Source organism: Streptomyces sp. NPDC001020, from assembly GCF_053599115.1.
This window is the reverse complement of sequence record NZ_JBSFLQ010000005.1, coordinates 205,524-225,521: the sequence shown is the minus strand read 5'-3', so window position 1 is coordinate 225,521 and position 19,998 is coordinate 205,524. Positions and strand designations below refer to the sequence as shown.

The 19,998-nt window shown below is 69.6% G+C and carries 23 protein-coding genes and 1 tRNA gene; 9 read left to right on the top strand and 15 right to left on the bottom strand.

Going from position 1 to position 19,998, the window contains the following annotated elements:
- The first annotated feature begins 19 nt into the window (after positions 1 to 19).
- Positions 20 to 104 (top strand) — tRNA-Ser (locus tag ACWDEX_RS06670).
- A gap of 65 nt (positions 105 to 169) precedes the next feature.
- Here ACWDEX_RS06670 and ACWDEX_RS06665 read toward each other — a convergent pair.
- The 14 genes from ACWDEX_RS06665 to ACWDEX_RS06600 form a co-directional block, all read right to left on the bottom strand.
- Entirely contained in the window at positions 170 to 1,447 is a 1,278-nt protein-coding gene (locus tag ACWDEX_RS06665; RefSeq protein WP_450462108.1) for a tyrosine-type recombinase/integrase, read from the bottom strand.
- A gap of 77 nt (positions 1,448 to 1,524) precedes the next feature.
- A complete protein-coding gene (locus ACWDEX_RS06660) occupies positions 1,525 to 1,758 on the bottom strand; it encodes a helix-turn-helix domain-containing protein (RefSeq protein WP_450462107.1) in 234 nt (77 codons plus the stop codon).
- A 169-nt stretch (positions 1,759 to 1,927) separates the two neighbouring features.
- Positions 1,928 to 3,070, bottom strand: a complete 1,143-nt coding sequence (locus ACWDEX_RS06655) for a DUF3631 domain-containing protein (RefSeq protein WP_450462106.1) — start codon at positions 3,068 to 3,070, stop codon at positions 1,928 to 1,930.
- Positions 3,067 to 3,414, bottom strand: a complete 348-nt coding sequence (locus ACWDEX_RS06650; protein ID WP_450462105.1) for a hypothetical protein — start codon at positions 3,412 to 3,414, stop codon at positions 3,067 to 3,069. Before ACWDEX_RS06650 ends, ACWDEX_RS06655 begins: the two co-directional genes overlap by 4 nt.
- On the bottom strand, positions 3,411 to 4,325 hold the full coding sequence (locus ACWDEX_RS06645) for a bifunctional DNA primase/polymerase (RefSeq protein WP_450462104.1): 915 nt from the start codon (positions 4,323 to 4,325) through the stop codon (positions 3,411 to 3,413). The genes ACWDEX_RS06650 and ACWDEX_RS06645 overlap by 4 nt, the downstream gene beginning before the upstream one ends.
- A gap of 89 nt (positions 4,326 to 4,414) precedes the next feature.
- Positions 4,415 to 4,858, bottom strand: a complete 444-nt coding sequence (locus ACWDEX_RS06640; protein WP_450462153.1) for a hypothetical protein — start codon at positions 4,856 to 4,858, stop codon at positions 4,415 to 4,417.
- A gap of 38 nt (positions 4,859 to 4,896) precedes the next feature.
- Positions 4,897 to 5,139 (bottom strand): hypothetical protein, encoded by a 243-nt coding sequence (locus ACWDEX_RS06635; RefSeq protein ID WP_450462102.1) that lies wholly within the window; start codon positions 5,137 to 5,139, stop codon positions 4,897 to 4,899.
- A 204-nt stretch (positions 5,140 to 5,343) separates the two neighbouring features.
- Complete coding sequence (locus ACWDEX_RS06630; protein WP_450462101.1) at positions 5,344 to 7,470, bottom strand: FtsK/SpoIIIE domain-containing protein; 2,127 nt, start codon at positions 7,468 to 7,470, stop codon at positions 5,344 to 5,346.
- Between the two features lie 104 nt (positions 7,471 to 7,574).
- Positions 7,575 to 7,877: a hypothetical protein gene (locus ACWDEX_RS06625; protein ID WP_450462100.1), complete on the bottom strand. Its 303-nt coding sequence runs from the start codon at positions 7,875 to 7,877 to the stop codon at positions 7,575 to 7,577.
- A 170-nt stretch (positions 7,878 to 8,047) separates the two neighbouring features.
- Complete coding sequence (locus tag ACWDEX_RS06620; RefSeq protein WP_450462099.1) at positions 8,048 to 8,365, bottom strand: hypothetical protein; 318 nt, start codon at positions 8,363 to 8,365, stop codon at positions 8,048 to 8,050.
- A gap of 85 nt (positions 8,366 to 8,450) precedes the next feature.
- Positions 8,451 to 9,425, bottom strand: a complete 975-nt coding sequence (locus tag ACWDEX_RS06615; protein WP_450462098.1) for a DUF2637 domain-containing protein — start codon at positions 9,423 to 9,425, stop codon at positions 8,451 to 8,453.
- Positions 9,422 to 9,910: a hypothetical protein gene (locus tag ACWDEX_RS06610; RefSeq protein WP_450462097.1), complete on the bottom strand. Its 489-nt coding sequence runs from the start codon at positions 9,908 to 9,910 to the stop codon at positions 9,422 to 9,424. Before ACWDEX_RS06610 ends, ACWDEX_RS06615 begins: the two co-directional genes overlap by 4 nt.
- Entirely contained in the window at positions 9,907 to 10,179 is a 273-nt protein-coding gene (locus ACWDEX_RS06605; RefSeq protein ID WP_450462096.1) for a hypothetical protein, read from the bottom strand. Before ACWDEX_RS06605 ends, ACWDEX_RS06610 begins: the two co-directional genes overlap by 4 nt.
- Positions 10,179 to 10,436: a DUF6284 family protein gene (locus ACWDEX_RS06600; RefSeq protein WP_450462095.1), complete on the bottom strand. Its 258-nt coding sequence runs from the start codon at positions 10,434 to 10,436 to the stop codon at positions 10,179 to 10,181. Before ACWDEX_RS06600 ends, ACWDEX_RS06605 begins: the two co-directional genes overlap by 1 nt.
- Positions 10,437 to 10,945: 509 nt before the next feature.
- Here ACWDEX_RS06600 and ACWDEX_RS06595 point away from each other — a divergent pair.
- From ACWDEX_RS06595 to ACWDEX_RS06570, 6 genes are all read left to right on the top strand, one after another.
- Complete coding sequence (locus ACWDEX_RS06595) at positions 10,946 to 11,722, top strand: GntR family transcriptional regulator (RefSeq protein WP_450462094.1); 777 nt, start codon at positions 10,946 to 10,948, stop codon at positions 11,720 to 11,722.
- Complete coding sequence (locus tag ACWDEX_RS06590) at positions 11,703 to 12,323, top strand: N-acetyltransferase family protein (protein ID WP_450462093.1); 621 nt, start codon at positions 11,703 to 11,705, stop codon at positions 12,321 to 12,323. Before ACWDEX_RS06595 ends, ACWDEX_RS06590 begins: the two co-directional genes overlap by 20 nt.
- Positions 12,324 to 13,028: 705 nt before the next feature.
- Positions 13,029 to 13,205: a hypothetical protein gene (locus ACWDEX_RS06585; RefSeq protein ID WP_450462092.1), complete on the top strand. Its 177-nt coding sequence runs from the start codon at positions 13,029 to 13,031 to the stop codon at positions 13,203 to 13,205.
- Between the two features lie 46 nt (positions 13,206 to 13,251).
- Entirely contained in the window at positions 13,252 to 13,545 is a 294-nt protein-coding gene (locus tag ACWDEX_RS06580) for a Dabb family protein (RefSeq protein WP_450462091.1), read from the top strand.
- Between the two features lie 183 nt (positions 13,546 to 13,728).
- Complete coding sequence (locus ACWDEX_RS06575) at positions 13,729 to 14,703, top strand: RNA polymerase sigma factor SigF (protein ID WP_450462152.1); 975 nt, start codon at positions 13,729 to 13,731, stop codon at positions 14,701 to 14,703.
- A gap of 245 nt (positions 14,704 to 14,948) precedes the next feature.
- The gene (locus ACWDEX_RS06570; RefSeq protein WP_450462090.1) at positions 14,949 to 15,860 is read left to right on the top strand and encodes an RNA polymerase sigma factor SigF; all 912 of its coding nucleotides are present in this window, start codon (positions 14,949 to 14,951) and stop codon (positions 15,858 to 15,860) included.
- Between the two features lie 461 nt (positions 15,861 to 16,321).
- On the opposite strand, the gene ACWDEX_RS06565 is transcribed toward ACWDEX_RS06570, so the two are convergent.
- Complete coding sequence (locus ACWDEX_RS06565; protein WP_450462089.1) at positions 16,322 to 16,519, bottom strand: hypothetical protein; 198 nt, start codon at positions 16,517 to 16,519, stop codon at positions 16,322 to 16,324.
- Between the two features lie 309 nt (positions 16,520 to 16,828).
- On the opposite strand from ACWDEX_RS06565, the gene ACWDEX_RS06560 reads away from it, so the two are divergent.
- On the top strand, positions 16,829 to 17,332 hold the full coding sequence (locus ACWDEX_RS06560; RefSeq protein ID WP_450462088.1) for a MarR family winged helix-turn-helix transcriptional regulator: 504 nt from the start codon (positions 16,829 to 16,831) through the stop codon (positions 17,330 to 17,332).
- A 21-nt stretch (positions 17,333 to 17,353) separates the two neighbouring features.
- Positions 17,354 to 19,903, top strand: coding sequence for an MFS transporter (locus ACWDEX_RS06555; RefSeq protein WP_450462087.1), 2,550 nt, complete (start codon positions 17,354 to 17,356; stop codon positions 19,901 to 19,903).
- Positions 19,904 to 19,998: the final 95 nt, after the last annotated feature.

The following is a 19,998-nucleotide window of genomic DNA, read 5'->3' as shown; positions in this document are numbered from 1 at the left end:
TTGGGGTAGGGTCTCCCTCGGTAGCGTGTCCGAGCGGCCGAAGGAGCTCGCCTCGAAAGCGAGTGTGGCGCAAGTCACCGAGGGTTCAAATCCCTCCGCTACCGCAGGTAGACGAAGGGTCCGGCTCATCGAGCCGGACCCTTCGTGCATCCCCGTCTCAGTTTCCGTCTCAGTTGACCGGAACGAGGACCCCGGCGGCCCCGTCGCCATCGTCGCCGGACCCCTCGGCTTCCTGCTTCCAGATGAGCCCGTCAACCCGCTGGGCCACGTCCACCCGAACGGTGTCGACCATGTGTTGATACCGGGCGGCCATCGCCGTCGTGGACCAGCCCATGAGGCCCATGACGGCCCGTTCCGAGACTCCGAGGATCAGCAGCACCGTGGCGGCGGTGTGTCGAGCGTCGTGCAGACGACCGTCCCGTACCTTGGCGTCGGACAGCAGTTCCTTCCAGTCGTCATAGTCGGTGCGGGGCGAGGTACCGCGCCCGTCCGGGGTGGCGAACAGCCAGCCCTCATCCGCCCACTTCTCCCCCGCGACCGCACGTTCGGCGTCCTGCTTCACCCGGTGGGCCCGGAGCAGGTCAACAAGCTGCGTGGGCAGACCGACCGCCCGCCGGCCCGCACGGGACTTCGTGTCGGCCGTCTCCGGGTTGGTGCGTTGACGCTGCGGGCAGTACCCGGCCTTTCGACCGCAAGTGTCGCTGCATCCGTGGGCATATCGCGGGCGGCGCCGGCTACGGCGGACCATCAGGACACTGCGTTCCATGTCCACGTCTGCCCACTTGAGGCCCAACGCCTCGCCTTGCCGTAGTCCGAGAGCAAGCGCGACGGCCCAGCGAGCGGAGTTGCGGCGGTCGTCAGCGGCGCGCAGTAGCCGCTTGACCTCCTCGACGGTGTACGGCTCGATCTCCTCCTCGCTGACGCGAGGCGCCTTGGCGAGCTGCACCGGATTGCGGGTGAGGTGACCACGCCGAACTGCCTCATTGAGCGCGGTGCGGAAGGTGCGGTGGATCTGGTGGATCGTGCCGGCCCGTCGTCCGTCCGCCTGCATCCGTCCGTAGAAACGCTCGATGTGCTCGGGCCCGAGCTTGTCGAGACGGTGGGCCCCAAGTGCGGGGATGAGGTGCTTCCACACGGCGACGCCGTACCCGACCATCGTGTTCTCGTTGACGGCGAGCGGGGCGATGGTCTCGACCCAATGGGTCAGCCACGCCTCAACCGTCCAGGCGCGACCGGCCTTGCGTACCGACCCGCCGTCGCGCTGCTTCTCCAGCTCACGGACGGCCGCCGTCACCTCGGCTCGGGTTTTGCGTTCGACATGGCGGCGGTCGGGCCGCCCATCATCACGGATGCCGACGGTGACGCGACCGTGCCATTTCCCGTCTTTGCCCAGGTAGATGGAGCTGCGACCGTTGGGCTGTCGAGTGCGTTTCTTGTCTTCCGCCACGGGCGGACTCCTTCAGGTTGCGGGGTGGAAGCAACCGGGACGCCACCCCAAATGGGTGGCGTCCCGGTGCGAGGCGATCAGGCGGCGCGCTGCTCAGCGCGGCGGCGGGCGAGGTAGGCAGCCGGAGCGTCGGCGGGGACGCGCCGGAGTCCGCCGATGGTCAGGGACTCCAGCTCTCCGGCGCGTATGAGGGCGAAGCAGGTCGTGCGGCCGATGCGGAGGCAGCGGGCGGCCTCTTCGACGGTCAGGAGAACGGGGGCCGGGTCGCCTGCCTCAGCGAGCGCTGCGATCTCCACGGTGGCGATGCTCATGCGAAGGTCTCCTCTAGGACTGTCCGTTGGGGGTCCCTCTGAGGGCCGCTACTTCCGCTACCGCCGCTACCTCGCAGGTCAGGGGGCTGCTGGAGGTAGCGGGAAGGGGTAGCGGTAGCGGATAGGTAGCGGCAACTTGGGCCGGTTGCCGCTACCCCGTTCGTGCTGGTCAGGCCACGTTTTCCGTGCCGGGTAGCGGCGGTAGCGGACTTTCCGGGGGAGGGGGGCAGTAGCGGGCCCACGCGTCCCGCAGATCGGCGCTGTAGTAGCCCTTGAGGACGCTCCCGGCGGCCTTGATGTTGCGGGAGGCGATGGGCTCGTTGTTCGCCGTCATGTACTCGGCAAGCATCTTGGACAGACGCCGGTTGTCGAACGGCTTGCCGTGCAGGTCGGCCCACGGGGCGTCGTCCAGGGCGTTCAGCCGGTCCAGGATGGCGACGGTGGGCAGACGATCGATGCCAACCATGACGTGATCGCGCAGGTCGGTCAGCAGCCGGACACCGAGACTGCCCTTGTCGTTGGCCTTGGACGCGGTCACCAGGGTCACGCACGCTTCGCGGGCTCGGGTGGGCCAGTCGCCGCCAGCGGCGTCGGCGATCGCGAGCAGGGGTTCCCACACGTCCGCTGGTCGGTCGGTCACCCCGTCCGGCATCTCCGGCCACGCCCCCATGACCAAGTCGCGTGCCTGTTCCGTCCACTGCGCGAGCCGGTCACGGAGCTTGTGCCCCTCGGCTTCGTGGATGCGGGCGCGGAAGGCTTCCACGCCTTCGTTGCGGGCCCGGCGCCGCATCCGGATCACGACTGAGCGGGTCATGATCGTGTCCGGCAGTGCTCCGAGTCCGGCTACCGCGACCGCGCAGTACGACGGAAACGCCTGAACGGCCTGGTTGCCGCCGTCGCCGATGCACCGGTACGTGACGCCGGTACGGCGGTGGCCGGCGTTGAGGAAGCCGCGCAGTTCCTCGTTGTCTCCCGCCTTGGGTCCAAAGATCGTGTCGATCTCGTCGAATAGGATCGTGGGCCGTCCGTTGGGGTTGGACACGGACCGGAACAGGGCGGCGGCGGATGCGTTGACGGCCGTCATGGGCTGCGGCACGAGGGTTTCCACGACCTCCAACGCCCGCGACTTCCCCGACCCCGGCTCCGGGGACAGGAACGCCAGACGCGGGGTGGAGTCGAAGCAATCGAGCAGGTGGGCGTGCGCGTCCCACAGCGCCACGGCGACGTAGGCGGCCTCGTGCGGGAAGACGTTGAAGCGGCGGTGGAAGGCTTCCACATCGTTGAGCAGTGCGGCCCCGTCGATGGCGGTCATGCGGCGGCCCTTCCTTCCTGTTCGGGGGTGGCGCGGTGGGGGCAGTGGCCGACACGGACGCGGGTGGGCAGTTCGATGACGGCGGCACGGCCGCGAGCCCGTTCGTGGCGCCCGCAGGCACACAGCCAGTCCGCGACCGGTACGCCCTCGCACCGGATCTGAAGGCCCGGTTGGATGCCGGTGATGGTGACCGTCTGCGGGTCAGAACCAAGAGCAGTACGGACGCCCTGACGGGCGGCGCCTTTCGGCTCGCCCACTGCGGTCCGGAGTGCGGCCGGTCGGGCGGCGTGCGGGTCGGCCGGGGCGGTGGCAATGCTCTTCAAAGGGCGGGGAGGGGTGTTCATGCCGCCACTGCTGTGCGGGTGGGGTTGTGGGCGATGGACCAGTCCAGGGCGCTGCGGATGGTGGCGCGGCACTCGGCCGCAGACAGGCCGGCCGACTCCCCTGCCCCTTGAAGAGCGTCTTCCACGACGGTGCGGGGGAGGTCGCCGGATGCGACGAACCGGCCCAGCGCCCGCGCGGCCCGCAGCAGTGCGTAGTTGCGCTCTCCCTCGCGGGTTCCGGCGACGGCGGCAGCCTCCCGGGTGAGGGCGGCTTCGGCGTACCGGGGGCGCCGGCCCGTGCCCGGGGCCGGCACTGGGGCGGGCCGGTTGACGGGGTGGGGCGGCACGAGCAGGGCCTTCAGCCACCCGGGGAGTGGGTGGAGCAGTGCCGGGCCGTCCGTCGTGTACGTGGTGCCGTCGACCACGCTGCCGGCTGCGACGACGTAGCCGCCGTGGGCTCGGGTGTCCACGAGCGGGGCGAGGGTCCCTGCCGTGTTGTGCAGCTCGACGGCGGCGGGGGCGGGGAAGTACAGGTGCGTGCCGCCGCTCGCGGTCCGGATCGTGCGGGTTTGGGGGACGGGCTGCCCGTGGCGCTCGCAGAGCGCCTGGAAGGACGCCGCGCCGTCAGGCGCGTCCGAACTGCTCTTGTCCTTCGGTACGTCCAGGTCGACCACGAGTAGGCCAGAGGGGCCGGTGGCGAGGCCGATGTTGTACGGCGCCAGGGACCAGGCGGCACGGATGCGGTCCGGGTCGGTGGTGGCTCGCTGCTCCCACTTCAGGTGCCCACCTACGCAACACCCTGTGCGGGGGCAGGAGTTCTCCCCGTGCAGGGCCGGACGCTTTGTGCCGGGGCGGAGCGGGAAGACGTGCCAGCCGCGCTCGGCGGCGGCCAGCGCCGCGCGCAGCAGCGCGGAACGGTGGTCATGAGTCATGCTGGAGGTCTCCAGTTCCTTGGATGGATGCTGGCTGGCAAGGGCGGCCCCGCGACTTTGGCGAGACGAGGGGGCCGCCCTTGGCGTAGCTACTGGTTGTTGGTCTTGGCCCATACGCCGGTCGTCTTGCTCTGGACGTTGCGCTGGTCCTGGTAGACGGGACCCTCGTAGTGGTGGTGAACGTCCGGCGCGGGCTTGGCCCTGCTGGCGAGCCGGGCGAGGGCGAGCACGAGGGCGGTGGGGGCGCCGAAGACGAGGCCGCACACGACGGGGTCGGCGAACTGGGACACGTACATGAGCACGGCCGCCGTACCGCCGACCATGGTGGTGGCGGTGGCGCCGGCGAGCATGAGCACGCTCGCGTCCGTGGCGCCCTGGCTCATAGGGGGCCGTCCGGGTTGGGCGACGGGCGGGGCGCTGCCGTAGGCGGGCGTCGGGGTGTCGTCGCGGTAGGCGGTGGGCGTCTCGGGTGCGGGCCGGTACGCCTCTGCGATGATCCGGGCGGCTTCGGCGGCGGCCACGTCGTCACTCATCTGGACGTTCGAGTGGAGCGCGTTAGGGGTGGTCTCGTTCACTGGGCACCTCCAGCGAGGTAGGCGCGGCCGGCAGCGGTCACCTTCACCGGATCGGTGCGTCCGTCACCGATGTCGATGAAGTCGCGGGCCGTGAGCGGGTGAAAGGTTCGGTCGTTGACGGTGTAGGGGCTGCCGTCCATCTGCCACCGGCCACAGGGAGCCGAGACGAACAGAACCCCCTCGCCGGCGTCGTTGTTGGCGATGGTTTGGAGCAGCTTGAGCACAGAGCGCGAGAGCATGCGGAATCCCTTCCGGCGCGTGGCCAGGGAGGCAGAGACACCCCCTTCGGGGTGCCGTGTGGAGGGGTGTTCAGGGGGTCTGACCTGCGTGCCTCCCTGCCTCCCTGAACGATCATTTGTGCAGGTCAGGGTCAGGGAGGCGGGTCAGGGAGGTGTTCAGGGAGTTCTCCCTGCCTCCCTGACCCGCCGGGGGTTGGCTCCCCGTCATCCGTCGGCGGAAGCGGAACCCTCGTTGTCGCGGTTGGTGAGGGCGCGGAGGACGCGGTCGCGGCCGACGACCATGCGGCCGTCGGACTTGTAGGGCTCGGCTCCGGCATCGTCCAGGACGCGCTTGAGGTCGATGAACGACCACTTGCCGTAGGCGTCCTCGTTCAGCGCGGCGAGCCGTGTGATGACTTCCTGGGTGCGCACGCGGGCATCGCTGCCCAGCACGGTGGCGATGTCGGTGAGCGGGTCGCGTTCCTCGCCACGCTCGATGACGCGCAGGGTCGTCACGCCGTCGCGCATGGCCTTGGCCCGCTCTCCGATGCCGGCGGCCTGGTCGTCGTCGATGAAGTGGGTGCGCACGGTGATGGACGACTGCCCCTTGGGAATCTCGATGCCGTCGGAGGCGACGACCAGGGTCCCCTTGTCCAGGCCCTGGCGCAGCAGGTGCGGGGCGGCCCCGCCGTCAACGGCCTTGTCTCCGAGCGCCATGCGGGCTTGGGACTCGGTACCCAGTACGAGGGAGGCGCGGGTGTGGGCGCCCTCGCGGACCAGCTTGGGAAGGTTCTGGTCGGTGGGGTCTTGGGTTCCCTCCCACATCAGCACGTCGACCGCACGGCCCTGGTTGTGGACCTTGCGGACGGCCATGTAGTAGCGGGAGGTGGCTTTGGATCCGCCGTAGGGCCGCTTGGCCTTGTCCTTGACCGGACACATGAACGCCACCTGCGCCTCGTCCACGATGACGATCAGCGGCGGGAAGACGGCCGTCGGGTCGGTGCGGCGTGCCTCGATACGGCGGTTCATCTCGTCCACCGCGTCTTCCACCATTTCTGTGGCCTGGATGACGTGGTCGTCGGTCGGGCCTTCGATGAGGACGTCGGCGATGCCCTCGAACGGCTTCCAGTCCCCGACGCCCTTGAGGTCGGCAATCCAGAACTCGACCGTGCGGTCGAGTGCCACCCACAAGGCGAGCGAGCGCAGAGCAGCGGTCTTGCCCTGGTTGGACAGACCGGTGACGAGCACGTGGCGCTGATACAGGCTCAGCGCCGCCGCGTCGCCGCGCAGATCCTGACCCCACGGAGCCCGGCCGGTCTTGTAGTTCGCGGTCATCGTCTCGTCGGTGACCAGGGGAGACGGGCCGATCGGCTCGTCCAGCGCACCCGAGTCGGCGATCCATACCCGCACGGTGCGGGCCGCCTCGGGGATGGTGATGAACACCTCGTGCTCGTGCCGGGTCAGGTTCTCCGCCAGCTTGCGCCGCCGCTGCTGCACCTCGTTCGTCGACACCCCGGACGGGAGCGTGACGTCGACCTCGACACCGCACCCGGCGATCGTGATCGGGGAGAGCATCGAGGCGCCGGCGTCGCCCATCTCCTTGATGGCGCCTCGCAGCGCGGGAATCCCCAGGTCGCGCAGGGCTTTGACCACGATCGACGGCGTGATCGGCTCGCCCTCGCTTGAGCGGGCGTTGGCGGGAAGCGCCCAGTCCGGAGCGGCCTGCTGGTGCTGGCCGACGGCCCACAGGGCGAGCAGGGCCAGGAACGGGCCGATGGTGACGGCCGGTCCCCACACCACCTGCACGATGGTGATCATCAGGCGGATGAAGTCAATCACCGCCATGATCGGGGTGATGACGTCGTGGGCGTCCTTGTTGGCGATGGCCAGGACCACGCCGAGCGCGACCAGGCCGCCTATGCCCATCCCGGTGCCGACCAGCGCGCCCCTGGCCGCCTCCACCGGGGAGTGCAGCAGGTCCATGCGGCGGCGGTGGCGGGCGTCGCGGAAGCGCTGCCCGCGCTCCTCCCACTCCGCTGCCACCTCGTAGTTCCCGGCGGCCTCGGCGGCGCGCAGCATGCGTTCGTAGCGGGCGGCGGTGCGGCCGTCCCAGGTGCGGCGGGCCACGATCCGCGCCCCGCCCACCACGTAGAGGCTGTGACGGGCGGCGACGCGGGCGGCGGTCTTGGTGTTCTCGTAGGTGACGGCGGTCTTGAGGGCGCGGCCCGAGCGGACCCACAGCGGCAGGGGCGTGGCCGGTGCCGGGTCCGGGGCCACGGTCAGCGTCGTCACGGTGGCCGGTTCGGCAGGAGGATTGGTGTTCTTGTGCAGGTGAACGACGGTGTCGCTCATGGCGGGAGGCTCCTGACTGCCCCGAGCAGGGGCGGAACGTTGAGAGAGGGCCCGGCCTGGCCGGCGGCCCCGCCCGGCATCAGCGCGGGCGGGACGTACACGGGTCAGCGGCCGTACCGGGCGCGGTTCTCCGCGTGGCTGAGCTGGGACAGCGAGGTGCGCGGGCCGTTGAGCCAGCAGAACGGGCGGATACCGCCCGCGGCCTTGAACACACGGATGGCGGCGCCCTCGGGGGCGTCGGGGAGGGCGTAGACACAGCCACCGTCGAGGGAGGCCAGGAGCCGGGCGCTGTGGTGCTCGCAGCCGTCGGCCCCGGCTGCATAGGCGTCGAGCACGGTCACGGCGACCGGGCCGTCACACGGGGTCGGGTCATCAGGGTGGGCAGCGGGGCAGCGGGGGCCGGTCACTGGTCCTCCTCGTCGCGGGGGTGCCAGGGGATGCGGGTGATCCCGACCCATACCGCGAGCCACCCGAGCAGGCCCGGTACGAGGATGTGGCAGAAGATCTCAAGCCAGTTCATGGCGTCCTCCATCGGCCGGAGCGCCACGGCGGGTGGCAGGACAGCGGCGGTCCATGCTCACCACCAACCGGAGGACTTCTTGGCGGCCTTGGCCTGGGCGGCCTCGGTCACGATCCGCTGCCTCTCGGTCTCCAGCGCGGTGATCTCCGCGACCAGCCGCGTCTCGGCCGCGCTCCACGCGGTCTCCAGCTTCCGGTCGGCGCGGTCGGTGCTTCGGCCTCGCACGACCCGATACGAGCCGCCGGCCAGCGCGGCGAGGATCGCGCGGCGCTCGCGGCCGTCCAGTGGCCACATCTCCCGCTCGCGCACGGCGTCGAGCTTGCGGTTCGTGAGCCGGATCTCGCGGTCCAGGCGTCGGGTGTCGGCTTTACTCATGGTCAGGCCCTCCTCAGGCATGTGTGGCCGGTGGCCGGCCGGGGGGAGTTGATGGCGTAGGGCGCATGGAACGAAAGGGCGGCCATCAGCGGCCCGCGATGGCCAGCTCAGCACCGCCCGTGCCCGGGTCGCGGTGCTCGGCGTAGCGGGCGGACACCCACCCCACCGACCAGCCGCACAGCTCCGCCGTGGACCGCACGGAGAGCCCCGCCTCGAACGCGGCGGCCACAATCGCGTGCGCCTCGCCCTCCGGGAGCTTGCCTACGGCAGGTCCCCGCTCCAGCAGCGCGGCCCGTTCACGGCGTTCACGCTCGGCCCGCTCACGCTGTTCACGCTCGATGGCCTGTTCACGCTTGCGTTCACGCTGTTCACGTTCCTGCTCGCGCTGTTCACGCTCGCGTTCACGGCGTTCACTCTCCTGGCGTTCGGCAGCCTCGCGGGCGTCCTGCCGCGCCTGCTCCTCACGCCGCCGCTGCTGCTCGCGTTCAGACGCCTCGCGGGCCAAAGCGGCTTCGTGTTCACGCTGTTCACGCGCCAGCATCGCGGCGTGGTCGCGCTCCTCACGGGCATCCCGTCGGGCGGCTTCAGCCCGCTCCCGGGCAGCCCGCTCGGCCCGCTCGCGTTCGGCCCGCTGCCGCTCCTCCAGCGCCGCCACAGCCGCGGCGATGGCGCGGCGGTAGGCCAGCCCAGTCTCGGCGGTGACGATCAGCAGCAGCGGCGCCACCGCGTGCACGGCCACGCCGACCGGGTCTTTCTTCAGCGCGGAGTCCGCGGTGTTGAGGGCCAGCGTCATGCCGCCGGTCATCCACCGCAGCACGATCGGCCACCGCCCACCATGACCGCCAAGGCGGGCCAGCACCGAATCCAGGCGGACCACGATCACGACCGCGGCATCGACCACGAGGGGCAGGATCGGGGCCGTCCATTGCCAGGCACGCGGGGTGTGGGAGGCCATCAGCGGCGTGACGGTCAGGATCGAATACAGCATCGCGCCGGACACGATCAGCCACATGCCCACCGACAACGCCTTCTCCGCTGAACGGATCTGAACGCTGTTCACGCCGCGCCCCCCATCGGCTCCGGGGAGCGGACCATCACCGAGCGGAAGCCCTTGACGGCCTCATCCTGCGTGAACGGGATCAACACCCACGGCAGCTCCGCAGCAGGGCGGTGAACACCGGTCACCCACCTGTGAACGGGCGTGCCCTGGGTGTCGGCGTAGGCGTAGGCGTCCTCCCGGCTGCCGTGGATGCTGTGCGGTTCGCCGTAGTGCAGCAGCAGGAACAGCGTCCGCCCGGCCTGCTGTGCGGCCTCCAGTTCCTCGCGCAGCACCTTCGCCGCGGCCTCCGCAAGCTCCTTACCCCAGTCGGCCATGGAAGCGGAGCGCTCGGCCCGCTCCGCACGGGCGGTCAGCTCCCACACCTGCTTCAGGTGACGGCTCAGGGCGGCATCCGCCTGCTCCTGTACCTCCCTGGCACGGGTGTGGGCCTGCTCGATGGCTTCCCTCCGGCGGCGCAGCCGCGCCGCGGTGACAATGCGGATCACCAGAACCACCCCCGCTTCTTCTTCGGAGCCGCCTCCGCTGCCGCGTCCGCGGCAGCCGCCTGCGCGCCCATCCGCTCCCACTCGCGCGCCTCGTCCTCGTGCCCTTCGAGCCGGGCGAGGTGCGCGGCTTGCTGGTGTGCGGTCATCTGCCGCCACTCGGAGTGGCTGGCGGGGCGAACCGATGACCGGGGTGATGCGGCGGAACGCGGCGTCTGAAGGGCAGCCCACTGCTGTTCCGGGGTCTGCATGTCCTTGAACCGGCGGCCCATCACGCCACCTCTCCAGCACCAGCGCGGTTGGCCAGGAGACGCCGCGCCTCCAGCACCCGGCGACGGGCCCGGCGGATCCGGCGGACGTCCAGCTCGGTCGGCGTGCGGTCCAGCGTGATGAGCTGCGCGTCGAGCAGGTCGACATCCGCCAGGATGACGGGCATCTCCCGCTCGATCGCGTCCAGTTCCGCGTCCGTCGGCTCCATCCACTCGGCGAACGCGGTAACAGCGTCCTGAACAGTGACGATGTGGTTCATGGGTCGTGGTCTCCCTAGCAGGTGAAACGGCCCGAACAGCACCCCCTGGAGCGGCTACTCCGGGGGGTGCGCGCCGTTGTGAGGTGATCAGCCACGCCAAACGCGCGGCACGGACGCGTAGAGCGGCCGGAGGGCCCCGGGCGAGATTCGATCTCGCACCCCTCACGGCTGGATGCCGGGGCGACGTGCATGTCTCCTTCGGGGGTGCCGCGCCCGTATCAGGTAGCGCGGCATGACCCCGTTGTAGGCGTATGGAGACGTGACCTTTCGGTCTAAGCCCTCCCGAGTGCAAAGGGTCGGGTGCGCCCTCGGCCCGCTCTGTCCCGGGCCCCTTGGAGCTGGGTCCGAGGACTCAACTCCCGTTGTGCTGCATGTACGACGGAACCGTACATGACACCCCATCCGGCTTGTCTGGAGGAGTGGCGTGGCAAGAGATTGCCCGAGACCTACTTGGAGAGTCAAGCCCCCTGGTCTAACTTGTACGGAGGAGTCAGAGCAGAGGAGATGTCTTGGCGGCACGACGCGGTATGACGAAGGCTCAGGAAATCGCCTATGACCTGCGCGAACAGATCCTGTCCGGCGCGCTGTCAGCGGGTGAGGCCCTGCCGAGCGAATCCAAGATGATGAGCCAGTACGGCTACAGCCGAGAGACCATCCGTGCCGGCGTACGCCTCCTGATCGAGGAAGGCTTGGTCGTCACCGGACAGGGACAGGGCAAGTACGTTCGCGAGGACTACCCCCCTGTCGTGTGGAACTGGACGACGTTGGAGAGCCGGAGCCGCCATGAGAACGCTGTGGAAGGGCGAACCGCCGGCGACCAGTGGGCGAGCGCGGTCGCGGAGAACGGAAACGCCCCCCGCCAAGAGATCGCAGTGTCGATCGTTGTGCCCCCGCCCCACGTTCGAGAGCGCCTCGCGCTTCCCGAAGGTGGATTGGCCGTGGTGCGCAAGCGCGTCCGGTTCATAGACAACCGGCCCTATGCGCTCGCCGACTCATACTTCCCCCAGGAACTCGTGGTCGGCACCCCCCTGATGGAGCCCCGAGATGTCTCCGCGCCCGGCGGCATCCTCGCGTCCGTAGGACTCGTGCAGGCCAAGTACGTCGACGAAATCTCAGTCCGTATGCCAACTCATCAGGAAGCGGAGCAACTTGGCCTCCCCGCAGCTACTCCAGTCGCAGAGCACACCCGAACGGGCTATGACGCGGACGACCGCCCCCTCCGCTGCATGGTCACCATCCTCCCCGGAGACAGGCACAAGATCCTCTATGAAGTCAGTACGGACTGAGTTCCTCCGCCCCGCAGCAGCGGCGGACGTACCCGCCCTCTTGGCTCTGCGCACAGAGGCCGAAGGGTGGCTACGCACCAAAGGCACCGACCAGTGGAGCGACCCGGAGACGGGCGACCGGGCCATCTCGAAGTGGCGCGCGAGCATAGATGAGGGGCGCGCATGGGTCGTCGTTGGCGAGCATGACGAAGTGCTGGCCACCGTCAGCCGTGGCCCTGTCGACCGGGACTTCTGGACCGACGCCGACCGCCCCGAAACAGCGCTGTACCTATACAAGCTCATCGTCGCCCGCAAAGCGTCCGGCCGACAGCTCGGGACGCGGGTCATCGACTGGATGTCCCGCCTCGCGGCCCTGGAAGGACGGAACTGGGTCCGTATCGACACTTGGCGCACAAACACTGGGCTGCACGCCTACTACGAGGGGCTCGGCTTCAGGCATGTCCGCACGGAGACGCCGCCGCATCGGCTCTCGGGGTGGCTCGCTCAGCGGCCGGTAGGTGAGCTAGCAATGCCGGACGACCTCTTGCCCGTCTGCCCCACCGCCGGATGCCGCAGCGAGAGCGCGGCCACAGACCTTGGAGTGCCCCACCAGCGGCGCTAACGTGCTGGCCAGCGGCGCCCCCTCCGTCTCAGTTTCCGTCTCATTCACCCCCGTCCGGCGCCGTTCACAGAGGTTCACGCACCGGGCCCGGAGTACGGGAGTGAACGAGGTTGAACGGCTGCGGATCATGCCCTGACCAGCCCGAACAGACCTCGAAAGCGAGTGTGGCGCAAGTCACCGAGGGTTCAAATCCCTCCGCTACCGCTGAAGAAGGGCCCCGTCGTTGGACGGGGCCCTTCGTGCGTTCGGCGTACGTGCCCGCGCCGCGGCACAGATCGCCGAGTACCCGGCACCGAATCCTGCGCCGCCGGTTCACCGGCGCTTCTGGTCGACCGCGGAGAACGCGGCGAACGGGGAGGCGGCCGCGGGGGAAGAGGCCGCCTCCCCGGTGGGGAGAGGACCCCAAGCCCGCGCCACGCCTTGGGCAAGCCTGCGGCACGGACCCCGCAGTGAGGTCCCATCCCCTGCCCTCCGGCTCCTGCCGGAATCCGGTGGGCAGCCCCATCCTGCCGCCCGCGCTCGCCCCGACGGGCGGACGAACGGCCCCGGCCGTTGGGCCATTGGTCCCTGAGGGCCCCGGCGGGGCGGGCCGTGTGCGGACATGGTGCATACGTGATCATTTGCGAACCCCCGAACACTTGGGCGGGTTACACTCACCGGCGGCGGACCAAGCCCCGCGGGGCACAGGAGACGGGGGAGGCCGCGGTGGCGGTGCAAGGAAAGAAGATCGCGCTGTACGTGGTCGTCGTCTTCGTGCTCTACGTGATCATCACTGACCCGGCCAAGGCCGCCGAGTACGTGCAGATAGGGTTCGAGGGCATTTCGAATGCCGCCAAGGCCGTCGGCCACTTCATGACCTGGGTCGCCGACGGGGCCGACTGAGGCTCCCGGCAGCCGGGCGGCCGTCGTCACACCCTTGGGAGCGCCCGTGATCCGCCATCTGGTCCTCTTCAAGCTCAACGAGGGCGTCCAGCGCGACGACCCGCGCGTCGTGGAGGGCGTGCGTGCCTTCCAGGCCCTCGGCGAGCAGATCGACGAGCTGCGTTTCTGGGAATGCGGCTGGAACACCAGCGACCGGCCCATCGCGTACGACTTCGCGATCAACTCGGCGGTCGACGACACAGAGGCGCTGGGACGGTACATCGAGCACCCGAAGCACCAGGCGGGCGTCGCACTGTGGCGCGAGTTCGCCACATGGGTGATCGCCGATTACGAAATCTGAGCGACACCGCGCACGAATTCGGGGCGACACCGCCCGAGGAGCCCCCCACCGGGACGGTGGGGGGCTCCCCTATTTCCTGGGCCCCCAACTCTCCCTCAACACGGGCCTATGCGGTACTTGCACACGGTGTCCATCTCTTGTGATGCTATGACCGCTTTTGGCGGTGAATTGACAGCTATGCAGATGGATGAAGGGGTGGCGTTGACCGTGTCGGCCAGTAGTGCGCCGCCTCAGGACGAGGCCCCGGTCCCGCCTCCCGACGGGCCCCAGGCCTCCGCCACGGCTCCCGACCGCCCCCAGGCACCCGCTCCGGCCGCCACCCCTCAGGACGCCCCTGCGAACGTCGCACAGCACGCCGCTCAGGACGCCCCACAGCACACCACCCCCCAGAAGCGCCGTGGCGCCGACACCCGGGCCCTCACACAGGTGCTCTTCGCCCAGCTCAAGGAGTTGGAGCCGGGCACGCCGGAGCACAACCACGTACGCGGGGCGCTCATCGAGGCGAACCTCCCGCTCGTACGCTACGCGGCCGCCCGCTTCCGCTCCCGCAATGAGCCCATGGAGGACGTCGTCCAGGTGGGCACCATCGGTCTGATCAACGCCATCGACCGCTTCGATCCCGACCGAGGCGTGCAGTTCCCGACCTTCGCGATGCCGACCGTCGTCGGCGAGATCAAGCGCTACTTCCGCGACAACGTCCGCACCGTCCACGTCCCGCGCCGGCTGCACGAGCTGTGGGTGCAGGTCAACAGCGCCACGGAGGACCTGACCACCGCGCACGGACGCTCGCCCTCCACCGCCGAGATCGCCGAGCGGCTACGCATCACCGAGGAGGAGGTGCTGTCCTGCATCGAGGCGGGCCGCTCCTACCACGCGACCTCGCTGGAGGCAGCCCAGGAGGGCGACGGGCTACCGGGCCTGCTCGACCGGCTCGGCTACGAGGATCCCGCCCTCGACGGAGTCGAGCACCGCGACCTCGTACGGCATCTGCTCGTCCAACTGCCCGAGCGGGAACAACGGATCCTGCTGCTGCGCTACTACAGCAACCTGACCCAGTCGCAGATCAGCGCCGAACTGGGCGTCTCGCAGATGCATGTGTCAAGGCTCCTCGCCAGGAGCTTCGCTCGGCTGCGATCCGCAAACAGGATCGACGCCTAACTCACGCGAGCGAATCACCCGCAAGCGCCTTTCCTGGCAGTTCTCTGCTGAAAGTCCCTCAGACCCCTTCCAACCAGGGCGCATTCAGCTCTCGCATGTCGACATGTCACTACAGCGTGTTGCCGACATGTGACATCCTTCCGGAAGCGCGTTTGCCGCAGCCTCACGGCCGGTATTCAGGTGGAGGCTGCGTTCCTCCGACGGGAGCGTCCGCCGCGACCGTCCCGCGACCCAAAGGGGGTGGCATGTCCGCAGACCAGGGCAGCTCGAAGGTGCTCACGCTCATGCAGAGCGACTCCGCCACCGACGTGCTTCCGGACCTTCAGGCCCCTCAGGACCTTCCGAGTGCCGGGTCCCTTCCGGTTCCCGAGGCCCCGGCCCTTCCGTCCTCCGAAGCCATCGACACCCGCACCCTGTCCCGCTCCCTCTTCCTGCGACTCGCGGCACTCGACGAGAACAGCCCGGAGCGCGCCTATGTCCGGGACACCCTCATCGAGTTGAACCTCCCGCTCGTGCGGTACGCGGCGGCCCGCTTCCGCAGCCGCAACGAACCGATGGAGGACATCGTCCAGGTCGGCACGATCGGGCTGATCAAGGCGATCGACCGCTTCGACTGCGAACGGGGCGTCGAGTTCCCGACGTTCGCGATGCCGACCGTCGTCGGCGAGATCAAGCGGTTCTTCCGGGACACGTCGTGGTCGGTACGGGTGCCGCGCCGACTCCAGGAGCTGCGCCTGGCCCTCACCAAGGCCAGCGACGAACTGTCCCAGAAGCTGGACCGCTCGCCCACGGTCACCGAACTCGCCTCGGTGCTGGGCGTGTCGGAGGAGGACGTGGTCGACGGCCTAGCGGTCGGCAACGCGTACACGGCGTCCTCGCTGGACTCCCCGACGCCCGAGGACGACGGCAGCGAGGGCTCGCTCGCGGACCGGCTCGGGTACGAGGACAGCGCACTGGAGGGCGTGGAGTACCGCGAGTCCCTCAAGCCGCTGATGGCCAAACTCCCGCCTCGCGAGCGGCAGATCATCATGCTGCGCTTCTTCGCCAACATGACGCAGTCACAGATCGGCGAGGAGGTCGGCATTTCGCAGATGCACGTCTCCCGGCTGCTGACCCGCACGCTGGCGCAGCTACGGGAGGGCCTCATCTCCGACTGAGGCGCCCAACAGCTTCGAGTCGCAACGGCAGGCCCGTTCGCTCTCCGGGCGGGCTGCCGGTGCGTGAGGAGCCTTGGTTCGCCTTCTGCGCCGGCAGCACGACCTCGTACACCGGTGGGTGATGCACCGCGCTCAACGCAAACGAACGGCGCGGCCACGGACCAGCGATGGCGGCAGACGGCGACCGTCGCCTCACCCAACTGTGTTGGCAACTCGCTGCGTTCGGGCGCGGTGATGTCCGGGCATACGCATCGGGGCATTCCGGGCCGACTGGGCGCGACGCTCGGGCCCGTGGAGGCGCCGCCGACGCCGGGGCGCCGGCACGAAGACCTGGACGGTGTGCGGCCACCCCCGCCGCACACCCTTGGGCATACGCATCGAGACGTGGGACCTGTCCGCCCAGCGAATGTGAGGCCTCGCCCCGCCCGCGCCGTGGCGGTGCGAGCCGGGCGACGCCCTCCTTACTTCAGCGCGAGCCAGGCGACCGCGGCGACGATCACCACGGCGGCGAGGACACCGACGATCAGGCCGATGCGGGGGCCGGTCGAAGCCTCCTGCTGCGGCCGACCGCCCTGCGGGGCCTCGTCGACGAAGGCACGGAACATCTGGGTGTTGCCCGCGGGGTCGTAGTTGCCCTGGGGTCCCTGGGTGTTAGCCATGGCCCGAGACCCTAGCGAATGCGGCGGGAACTGCCCAAGTGCGGGTGCCTCGTTGCCGGGAGACACCGGGCTTCCCACGGCGGGCTCACCTGCCGGGACCGCCTCCTCCGTGCCCCTGTCGGCCCGGACGGTTTCACCCTCGGGCCCGGAGCCGGCCGATCTCACCCCGCCCCGGCCCCGGCCACCTGCGGATTTACGTTCGCCAATACTTGCCTTTGCCAAGTTTTTAGCCCCGTGGAGCCCATTTCGTTTGCCTGCAGCAACCAATTACGGCTTATGGTTGCCCTAAGCAACGAAGATGGAGGAGCGATGGCCGAGCGGGCGCAGTACGAGGAGCTGGCACGCCAGCTCAGCGCCGTCGGAGCCGTGAAGAGGGACCTCGGGCGGATCCTGCCGTCCGACTGCCCGGGCGGCTCCGCCGCCGTGCTGACGCTGCTCAGCCGCCATGGCGACATGCGCATGGGCAAGCTCGCGGAGCTGCTCGCCGTCGACATGTCGGTCACCAGCCGCCATGTCGCGCATGTCGCGGACCGCGGCTGGATCGAGCGCTCTCCCGACCCTGCGGACAAACGCTCCCGCATCCTGCGACTGACGGATCCCGGCCGGGCCCGGCTCGAGGAGCTGAACCAGCGCGTCACCGAGCTGTTCGCCGAGCGGCTGAGCGACTGGAGCGACGAGGACGTCGCCCTGCTCATCCAGCTCATGGCACGGCTGCGCAAGAGCTTCGGCGAATGCCGCTCCGCACCCCGGTTCGCGCACGTCGCACCCGCAACGGAATCCGTTGCCGACCAGACCACCCGTACACCCGCATAAGAACGTAAGAAAAGGAAGCCCATGGCAACGACCACACCAGCCGGTGTGCGGGCTCACGCCAAGCACGGGGGAGGCTCCCCGGACGGCGCTCCGATGACGCACCGGCAGATCATGGAGGCCCTCTCCGGGCTGCTGCTCGGCATGTTCGTGGCGATCCTGTCGTCCACGATCGTCTCCAACGCTCTGCCGCACATCATCAGTGACCTCGGCGGCGGCCAGTCGGCCTACACCTGGGTCGTCACCGCCTCGCTGCTGGCCATGACCGCGACCACCCCGCTGTGGGGCAAGCTCGCGGACCTGTACAGCAAGAAGCTGCTCGTCCAGATAGCCCTGGTCATCTTCGTCCTCGGCTCGATGGCCGCGGGTCTGTCGCAGAACCCCGGCATGCTCATCGCCTGCCGTGTCGTCCAGGGCATCGGCACCGGCGGTCTGTCCGCGCTGGCGCAGATCGTCATGGCCGCGATGATCTCGCCGCGTGAGCGCGGCCGTTACTCCGGCTACCTGGGTGCCACCTTCGCCGTCGCCACCGTCGGCGGCCCGCTGCTCGGCGGTGTCATCACCGACACCTCGTGGCTCGGCTGGCGCTGGTGCTTCTACGTCGGTGTGCCCTTCGCGGTCATCGCCCTGATCGTGCTGCAGAAGACCCTCCACCTGCCCGTGGTGAAGCGGGACGTGAAGGTCGACTGGGCCGGCGCGTTCTTCATCTCCGCCGCGGTCAGCCTGCTGCTGATCTGGGTCACCTTCGCCGGTGACAAGTACGACTGGCTGTCGTGGCAGACGTACACGATGGTGGCCGGCGCGATCGTCCTCGGCGCGGTCTTCGTCCTCGTCGAGTCCAGGGCCAGCGAGCCGATCATCCCGCTGCGCCTGTTCCGCAACCGCACCATCACCCTGTCGTCGCTCGCCTCGCTCTTCGTGGGTGTCGCGATGTTCGCTGGCACGGTCTTCTTCGCCCAGTACTTCCAGCTGGCGCGGGACAAGTCCCCGACGATGTCGGGTGTGCTGACCATCCCCATGATCGGCGGTCTGTTCATCTCCTCCACTGTCTCCGGCCAGATCATCACCCGGACCGGCAAGTGGAAGGCCTGGCTGGTCAGCGGTGGCGTCCTGGTGACGGCCGGTCTGGGCCTGCTGGGCACGATCCGCTACGACACGGCCTACTGGAAGGTCGCCGTCTTCATGGCGCTGCTGGGCCTCGGCATCGGCATGATGATGCAGAACCTGGTGTTGTGCACGCAGAACCAGGTGGCGCCCAGCGATCTGGGTTCGGCCAGCTCGACGGTCACCTTCTTCCGGTCCCTCGGCGGTGCGATGGGTGTCTCCGCGCTCGGCGCGGTCATGGTCCACAGGATCACCCACTACGTCGAGGACGGCCTCACCGATCTCGGCCCCAAGTACGCGCACCTCGCGTCCGGCTCGGGTTCCGGAGGCGCCATCCCGGACATGAACAAGCTGCCCGCGCCGCTGCGCACGGTCATGGAGAGCGCGTACGGCCACGGCATCGCGGACGTCTTCCTGATCGCGGCCGGCATGGCGTTCATCGCCTTCGCGATCACCCTGTTCATCAAGGAGGTCCCGCTGAAGACCGCGGGCGCCCTGGCGCAGGCCACGTCGTCCGAGTCCGCGCCGCAGGACGCCCCGGCGGCGGTCACCCAGGCTGCCGCCCCCGTCGAGGAGAAGGTTCCGAGCTGGGTCTCCTCCGAGCAGGCAGGTGCCTCCATCGCCTCGTCGGCCCAGGCCGGTCCCGAAGGTACGCAGAAGCTGGCCGCGATCGCCACGGTGGCCGCGCCGGGTGAGTCCGCGCCCCTGGGCGGCGTCCCGGTCCGCGGCTTCGTCCGCGGCGCCGAGGGCGCGCCGGTCCCGCAGGCCGCGGTCACGCTGATCTCCCTCGGGGGACGCCAGTTGGGCCGCTCGGTCGCCCAGGCCGACGGTTCCTACGCGGTGGACGCGCCGGGCGCGGGCTCGTACGTCCTGATCGCCTCCGCCGACGGCTTCCAGCCGCAGGCCTCGACGATCGTCGTGCACGAGGACCCGGTGGCGTACGACGTCCTGCTCAGCGGCACCAGCGGTCTGAGCGGTGTCGTCCGGGCCGCCGGAACCGCGCTGCCCGTCAAGGACGCGATGGTGATCGTCACCGATGTGCGCGGTGATCTGCTGGCCACCGGAAACACCGGCGAGCAGGGCGACTTCTCCTTCACCGAGCTGGTGCCCGGTTCCGTCACGGTCGCGGTGAACGCCGTCGGCTTCCGGCCGCGGGCCCTGCCCGTCGAGGTGAGCGGCACCGGCATCACCCGGATCGAGGTCGACCTCGACTCCGGCGCCCAGGTCCAGGGCGTCGTCCGGGCCCCGCACGGCCCCCTCGCCGACGCCCGCGTAACGCTGGTGGACGCGGCGGGCAACGTGGTCGGCACGGCCATGACCGGCACGGACGGGGCGTACGCCTTCACCGACCTGGACAGCGGCGAGTACACCGTCATCGCGACGGGCTACCCGCCGGTGGCCACCGCGCTGACCGTGTCCGGTCGCGGTGTCGACGACCACGACATCCAGCTGGCCCACCCGGGCGAGTAGAGGGACCCCGGCTCGTGGGGGCGCGCTCTGAGCGGAGGTGCGCCCCCACGAGCCGGATTTTTTGAGTCTTCTACGGGGATATTCAAGGATTTAGA